Raw genomic sequence first — 7,219 nt, 5'->3', positions numbered from 1 at the left:
CTCAGGATTCGCAAGCCTTGATCTTGGGTTTTCTACGGATCCGTCGGAAACGTGACTTTTTACGAGTTCCTCAAAATTAAGCATTTACCGTTCAGCGTCGTGGGTAAGGACAACATTGAAGAGCCGAAGTCCTTAAACAAGGTTGTCTGCCTATCGGAACCCAGAACCCAGAACCCAGAACCCAGTTTATATGTTTCTGATCGCCGGCGTTCAACCCAAAACCAGAAGGGTGGATGACAATCCGCAACGATGTCCGGCATGCGGGCTGTCGCAGGCCTTTACCACCCGGGTGGATCACTACCTGAGCCTGTTTTTCATCCCCCTGATCCGGGTGAAACAGGGAGAGCCCTTTTTATTGTGCGAAGGTTGCCAGCGACCGGTCAATGGCAGCCGGGCGACGGCTCAGGAGGTGCCGCTGTCTGGCGCTTCCACCGTTTGTGTGGCCTGCAAAAAGGTATTCGACCGTTCATTCAAGTATTGTCCGCATTGTGGGCAGCGAGCTTAAGCATTAAAGAGGTGTATATGCGTGTTTCCAGAAGGGTGATCAACGGACTGAGCCGTCGTGAATTTTTGATCATGACCAGCCTGGCCGCCACCGGCCTGGCCGTAGGGTGCGCCACCAACCCCGTCACGGGAAAATCCCAGTTCATGATCATGGATGAAAAGCAGGAGATTGCCGTCGATCGTCAGCAGTCTCCCCACCAGTTCTCATCCGATTACGGCAGCACTCAGGACCGAACCCTGCAACGCTATGTTGAGATCACCGGCAAGCGTCTGGCCGGCAACACCCATCGCGGGCAGATGCCCTATAACTTTCACTGCGTCAATGCCAACTATGTCAATGCCTATGCCTTTCCCGGCGGCAGCATCGCCTGCACCCGGGGGATCCTGCTGGAACTGGACAATGAGGCCGAGCTGGCCGCCCTGCTGGGGCACGAACTGGGGCACGTCAATGCGCGGCACACCGCCGAGATCATGTCCAAGGCCCAGCTGGCCAACATGGCCGTCGGGGGACTGACCATCCTGACCAGCGTGGCTGTCGGTTCAGGCGCCGGCAACCTTGCCGGGCAACTGGGACAATTGGGTTCGGGCGCATTGCTGGCCACATACAGCCGTGACAATGAGCGCCAGGCGGACGACCTGGGTATGGTATACATGACCCGATCCGGATACGGCCCCCAAGGCATGGTGGGCCTCATGGAGATGCTCAACAGCATGAACCGGAAGCATGCCGGCGTCGCCGATCTGCTCTTTGCCACCCATCCCATGTCCTCAGAACGCTACCAAACATCGGTGAACCAGGCCACCAACGATTACCGGCAGTACAGCGGCCAGCCGCTGTATCGGGAGCGGTACATGGACAACACTGCAGGCCTGAGAAAAATCAAAGGCGCCATCAAGAAGATGCAGGACGGTGAAGAGGCCATGGGCAAAGAACAGTTCAGCCAGGCGGAAGGGTTGTTCAAACAGGCCCTGGACGAAGCGCCCAATGACTATGCGGGGCTGCTGCTCATGGCCAAGTGCCAGCTGGTTCAGAAAAAAGACAGCGAGGCGGAGCGTTTTGCGGACCAGGCCAAACAAGTCTATCCCGACGAGGCGCAGGCATACCACATCAGTGGTATTGCCAAGATCCGCAACAAAAATTACGACGCCGCCTATGAGGATTTCAGCATCTACGAGAGGCGTCTTCCGGGAAATCCCAATACGACTTTCTTTCAAGGGCTTTCCCTGGAAGGTGGAGAGAAAATAGAGCCTGCAGCCCGGGCCTACGACGCGTATTTGCAGCAGGTCCGGCAGGGAAAGCAGGCCCAGTACGCATATCAGCGGCTGAAGGAGTGGGGCTACATCCGATAGAGACGGATTCGTGAAACGCGCGATATCTGCGTTACACGTCATCCCGCCTCGCTGCGGCGTACCGACCGTACGCTGCCCACGGCACCCGCGACAGCGGTATTTTCAGGCTTTGCAAGCCTTGATCTCGGGCGTTTCACGAATCCGTCCATAAATGGCTTTCGAATCCAAAGCTTGTTTCAAAGGCGAATCACATGGTGGGCGCTTCAAGCAGTGACGCTATGGGCAATGCGGCCCTTTGTGAAAATTCAGGTCGGGAGCGCCACGTGGTGCTGGTGGCACCGGAAATCCACTGGAACACCGGAAACATCGGCCGCACCTGCCTGGGGGCCGGGGCCAGGCTGCACCTGATACGCCCGCTGGGGTTCTCTCTGGACAGCCGCCAGGTCAAGCGGGCCGGCCTGGATTACTGGAACCGGGTATCTCCCGGCATCTGGGACAGTTTCGATGCGTTCTGTAAGGCGTTCAACCCTGTGGAAGGTGAAATGGTGCTCTTTTCCAAGGCAGGCAAACGGGTTTTCTGGGAGATGCCTGCCCTCCGTCGGATGTTTCTGGTGTTTGGATCCGAGACCGGGGGCCTGCCTGAGTTGATTCTCACAAGCTTCCCCCGGGCTTGCTACCGAATTCCCACCACCGGTGATATACGATCGCTGAACCTTTCCACCGCAGCGGGTATCGCCCTTTACGAGAGCATTCGAAGCGGAAAGTGAGATTCAGGTATCAGCCGATGGCGAGACTCATTTTGATCGGCCTGCTTTCCGGATTTTTTTTCAGCTCCACCTTTGTGCTGAACCGTATCATGAGCCTGAGCGGCGGTCACTGGGTATGGAGCGCCAGTCTCCGTTATGCCTATATGATTCTCTTGCTGACGGTCTGGCTGCTGGTGTTTCGTGGAACGGCTGCTTTTGCCCGCACCCTGGGCCTGTTTTTCAACCACCTGGCTTTTTGGGTGGCGGCGGGCAGCATCGGCTTCGGGGCTTTTTATGCCCTGATCTGTTTCAGCGCCGATTTCGCACCCGGTTGGATCGTGGCCACCACCTGGCAGTTTACCATTATTGCCACGCTGGTGGTGCTGACCGCCTTTGGACGCCGCTTTCCCCGGCGGATATGGCTGTTTTCCACCATCGTCTTTGCCGGGGTGTTCCTGGTGAACGTCAGTCAGGCAGGGGTGGTCGATCCAGGGGAACTGATCAAAGGTGCCCTGCCCGTATTGATCGCCGCATTCTGCTACCCCATCGGCAACCAACTGGTGTGGGAGGCCAAGATCGGCCGCAGCCGTCTGCCCGATATCAGCGGCCCGGAACTGGAACACCCCTTTGCCAAGGTGCTGCTCATGTCCCTGGGCAGCGTTCCCTTCTGGATCCTCTTGATCGTCGTGACCGCTCCGCCATCGCCGGCCGCCGGGCAGATCGTGAACACGGCCCTGGTGGCCCTCTTCTCTGGTGTGATGGCCACGAGCCTGTTTCTCTTCGCCAGGAGCGAATCGAAAACAGGCAGTCAATTGGCTGCCGTGGACGCCACCCAATCCAGCGAAGTGATCTTCGCCCTGGCCGGGGAGATGTTGATCATCGGCAGCGCACCGCCCAATGCTGCAGGGGTGTTGGGGATAGTGATAACCGGTGCCGGGCTGGCGCTATTTGTCCGGTTTCAGGAAGCGTCGGTTTAAGAACCTCGGCGAAAACGAATGGCAGAAAATCAGACCCCAGGTTAGGCTCGAGCCTTTCAACAACAGTTCCCGCAGACAACCGAAAAGGAGAAACACCATGCTAACCCATCCCGTTTTCAACAAACGCTTAATCGCCCGTTCATCGGTGTTGGCGGCCTGTGCCCTGGTCGCCCTGTTTCTGGTACAGTGCAGCGGCGGTGGCGATTCAGCCGTTTTTGTCATCGAGCCGCTGCCCTACCATCAAGATGCCCTATCCCCGACCATCAGTGCGGAAACCATGGGGTTTCACTACGATAAACACTATGCCGGCTATGTGAAAAAGGCCAATGAACTGACCAAAGGGATGGGGTTCGCCGGCAAGGCCGCAGAAGCGGTGATCCAGGCGACCGCAGGGGACGCGTCCAAGGCGGCCGTCTTTAACAACGCCGCCCAGGCATGGAACCATGCCTATTTTTTCAAATGCCTGAAACCGGATGGTGGGGGCGTGCCGGAAGGCCTGTTGGCGGAGATGATCGATTCAGCCTTTGGTGGTTTCGTGGATTTCAAGTCACGCTTCATCACCGCCGCCAAGAATCAGTTTGGCAGCGGCTGGGTGTGGCTGGTTCTGGACGAGGGAAAGCTGGCGGTGGTTACCAGCGCTAACGCGGACACGCCGCTTGCCCATGGTTTGATCCCGCTGTTCACCGTGGACGTGTGGGAGCATGCTTACTACCTGGACTACCAGAACCGGCGGGTGGATTTTGTCACCGCCGTGCTGGACAACCTGGCCAACTGGGATTTTGTGGCGGCTCAGCTGGAGAAAACCCTGCCACCCAAGGCGTGAGGATAACGGTTATGGAAATGAAAACCGCGACGGTCGCGTTTCTCGATACAATCAGAACCACCGCCCCTTTGGTGCACAACATCACCAACTTCGTGGTGATGAACCCGACGGCCAACATACTGCTGGCGATAGGGGCGTCGCCGGTGATGGCCCACAGCCGCAAAGAGGTGGCGGACATGGCTGCCATGGCCGGTGCCCTGGTGCTTAATATCGGCACCCTGGCCGAGAAATGGATCGAGGCCATGCTGCTGGCAGCCAGGGAAGCCAATCAACGGGGCATTCCGGTGATACTGGATCCGGTCGGCGCCGGTGCCACCGGTTACCGCACCCGCACGGTCAAGTACATTCTCGATGAAGTAAACATTTCGGTGCTCCGGGGCAATGCGTCGGAGGTACTCTCTTTGGCTGTTGACGACGTGAAGACCAAAGGTGTGGATTCATCATTATCCTTGTCCGACGCCATCGTGGAGGCTGCCGGTGCCATCGCTAGGCAATACGCCTGTATCGTGGCCATTTCCGGCGATCATGATATCGTTACCGACGGCGGCCGGGTGATTCGGGTGGCTAACGGTGTGCCCCTGATGACCCGGGTGACCGGCATGGGATGCGGGCTGTCGGCGGTTACCGGCGCTTTTTGTTCCGTGGCCCGGGATGACCTGCTGGCCGCTACCGCCGCTGCCTGCGGTTTCTACGGGTTGTGCGGGGAGTTGGCCTCGGGGATCAGCGACCGGCCGGGCAGCTTTTTCGTGGCCTTCCTGGACGCGCTTTATTCGGCCGGCAGTGCTGAAATTCACAAGCGTTTAATGGTTGATTAACCTCCGTCAACCGGTTTGGGATACCTGCAGGAGACCTGATTGATGAAATCGTGCAGAGAATGCAAACACCAGGTGAGTGAACAGGCCGTCTCCTGTCCGGGCTGCGGGGCGCCGTATCCGGCCCGTGAGCGCTGGGACGGTTACGGTTTTGAGTATAAGAGCCAGGCTACTTTTTTGGGGCTTCCCCTGCTGCACATTTCCTTTAAATATCGGCCCAATCGGATGCCGGTGGTGGCCAAAGGGGTGATTGCCGTGGGGCAGTTCGGCGCCGGGATCATCAATATTTCCCAATTTGGCATCGGCGTGATCAGCCTGGGCCAGTTTACCATTGCCGGCTACGCCCTGGCTCAATTTGCTTTGGCTTATTCGTGCATTGCCCAGTTTGCAGTATACGCGGACCAGGGCGTCGGACAGGTTCTGGTTAAGTGGGCCGAACTGCTGGGACGGTTTTAAAAAGGAATCTATGAATATGAACCCCGATTTCCGTAAACGGCTGCTGCAGGGAGATCTCCTGACGGGTACGATCATCAGCCTGTCTTGCCCGCAGATCGCCGAACTGCTCTCCCGATCCGGTTTTGACTGGCTCTTCATCGATGGCGAGCACGGCTGCCTCTCTGCGGGTGAAATTCAATTGCTGCTGCAGGCGGCTCAACCCCGGTGCCCTTGCGTGGTTCGTGTGGCGGCGAACCATGAGGCAGCCATCAAACAGGCCCTGGACATAGGGGCGGACGGCATTATCGCGCCGCTGGTGAACGATGCCGACACGGCGTCCCGGGTGGTGGCATGCGCCAAGTATCCACCGCTGGGACAAAGAAGCGTGGGGATTGCCCGGGCGCAGGGATATGGTGCGTCCTTTGCCGAGTATGTGAGCCGGGCAAACGCGGACACGGCCGTGATCATCCAGGTGGAACATGTCGATGCGGTTGCCAACATCGCATCGATCCTCGATGTCTCCGGCGTTGACGGGGTGTTTATCGGTCCCTACGACCTTTCGGCAAGCATGGGAAAACCGGGAAAGATCCAGGATGCAGATGTTCAGCATCATATCCAAACGGTCAGGCTGGCGTGCCTGAAGCACCGCATGGCCCTGGGAATTTTCGGTGTGGATGCTGCCGCGGTGGTGCCCTTTATCGAGCAGGGTTATACGCTGAATGCCGTGGGGATGGACACCCTGATGCTGGAACAATCGGCCCGGCGGGTTCTGTCTGAGCTGAAATCGGGAACCCGCCGATGATAAAACACCCGACTACCGACATTCAGCAGCCTGCATTGCCGCTCCCAAGTCAAAGGCGAGCCGCTGGTAATCCCCGGCAAAGCGGTCCCAGTGCGGCGGTGTGTCCCCCCTGGCGGTCTCTATCACTTCCAGTACACGGTTGACGGTGCGCTTGAGTCGGAGGCAGATGGGCACACGGGTGGCGGCATTGATGTCCGCCAATATGGGTTTAATTTCCATCAGGCGGGCGCTGGCCAGGTAATAGACCGCCGGAACACTCTCCGGGGCCAACTGGTAAAGCGCATTAGCCGCTTGTAATAACCGGTCCGGCGTCTCTTCGGCGGCTTTGCCGGATTGCCAGCCGTGAACCCGTCTCAGTGATTCGCAAAGCTTCTCCCGGTACTGAAGCTGGACGCCGGCAGCATCAAAGGACTGTTTTAAGGCAAGCCCTTTTTCCAGTTCATCGGCGGCACAGGCGAAATTGACGCCAGGCTCCCTGTCCATTTTGGCCAGTTGAAAGCAGGCATCACCCTTGGTCAGATGAAGTTGGCCGCACCCCTCAGACGCCCTCCGGCACTCAATTGTCTGTGCGGCGACCCATTCATGATCGCCCCGTGCCGCGTAATCCTGGAATTGACTCAACTGTAGACTGACACAGCCGGAGAATATAAAGATCAGCGCCAGACAGGCGGCCAGTGGCGGCTGACGCTTCAAGGCGGTTCGATGAACCGGTGGCCAGGTGTTCGGGGTCATGCGCCCTTGGTTTCCTTTCTCACCCCTTTAAAAATGCCTATCAGGGTAGGACGGTTGGTGTCACCAGCGAGTCGAATATCTTGGTGTCTAGGCCACGG

At 58.2% G+C, this 7,219-nt stretch carries 9 protein-coding genes; 8 read left to right on the top strand and 1 reads right to left on the bottom strand.

Features of this window, described 5'->3' with window-relative positions; all coding sequences use genetic code 11:
• Nucleotides 1-190 precede the first annotated feature (190 nt).
• The 8 genes from ABYV26_RS17195 to ABYV26_RS17160 all read left to right on the top strand — a co-directional run bounded on the left by ABYV26_RS17195 (nt 191) and on the right by ABYV26_RS17160 (nt 6,389).
• Nucleotides 191-505, top strand: coding sequence for a zinc ribbon domain-containing protein (locus ABYV26_RS17195; protein ID WP_372682585.1), 315 nt, complete (start codon nt 191-193; stop codon nt 503-505).
• 17 nt (nt 506-522) lie between these two features.
• Nucleotides 523-1,854, top strand: a complete 1,332-nt coding sequence (locus ABYV26_RS17190; RefSeq protein ID WP_372682584.1) for a M48 family metalloprotease — start codon at nt 523-525, stop codon at nt 1,852-1,854.
• Between the two features lie 191 nt (nt 1,855-2,045).
• Nucleotides 2,046-2,561, top strand: coding sequence for a tRNA (cytidine(34)-2'-O)-methyltransferase (locus tag ABYV26_RS17185; RefSeq protein WP_372682583.1), 516 nt, complete (start codon nt 2,046-2,048; stop codon nt 2,559-2,561).
• Between the two features lie 17 nt (nt 2,562-2,578).
• Nucleotides 2,579-3,517, top strand: coding sequence for a multidrug resistance efflux transporter family protein (locus ABYV26_RS17180; protein WP_372682582.1), 939 nt, complete (start codon nt 2,579-2,581; stop codon nt 3,515-3,517).
• 97 nt (nt 3,518-3,614) lie between these two features.
• On the top strand, nt 3,615-4,340 hold the full coding sequence (locus ABYV26_RS17175; RefSeq protein ID WP_372682581.1) for a superoxide dismutase: 726 nt from the start codon (nt 3,615-3,617) through the stop codon (nt 4,338-4,340).
• Nucleotides 4,341-4,351: 11 nt separating this feature from the next.
• The gene (thiM, locus tag ABYV26_RS17170; protein ID WP_372682580.1) at nt 4,352-5,155 is read left to right on the top strand and encodes a hydroxyethylthiazole kinase; all 804 of its coding nucleotides are present in this window, start codon (nt 4,352-4,354) and stop codon (nt 5,153-5,155) included.
• Between the two features lie 42 nt (nt 5,156-5,197).
• The gene (locus tag ABYV26_RS17165; RefSeq protein ID WP_372682579.1) at nt 5,198-5,608 is read left to right on the top strand and encodes a hypothetical protein; all 411 of its coding nucleotides are present in this window, start codon (nt 5,198-5,200) and stop codon (nt 5,606-5,608) included.
• Nucleotides 5,609-5,624: 16 nt separating this feature from the next.
• Complete coding sequence (locus ABYV26_RS17160) at nt 5,625-6,389, top strand: HpcH/HpaI aldolase/citrate lyase family protein (RefSeq protein ID WP_372682578.1); 765 nt, start codon at nt 5,625-5,627, stop codon at nt 6,387-6,389.
• A 12-nt stretch (nt 6,390-6,401) separates the two neighbouring features.
• Here the strand turns inward: ABYV26_RS17160 and ABYV26_RS17155 are convergent, their stop codons facing one another.
• Complete coding sequence (locus tag ABYV26_RS17155; protein WP_372682577.1) at nt 6,402-7,121, bottom strand: hypothetical protein; 720 nt, start codon at nt 7,119-7,121, stop codon at nt 6,402-6,404.
• Between the last annotated feature and the right edge of the window lie 98 nt (nt 7,122-7,219).

The sequence above is a fragment of the Desulfosarcina sp. genome (assembly GCF_041551955.1).
GTDB lineage: Bacteria > Desulfobacterota > Desulfobacteria > Desulfobacterales > Desulfosarcinaceae > Desulfosarcina.
The sequence above is the reverse complement of the archived record's forward strand: the minus strand, read 5'-3'. Positions and strand labels throughout refer to the sequence as shown.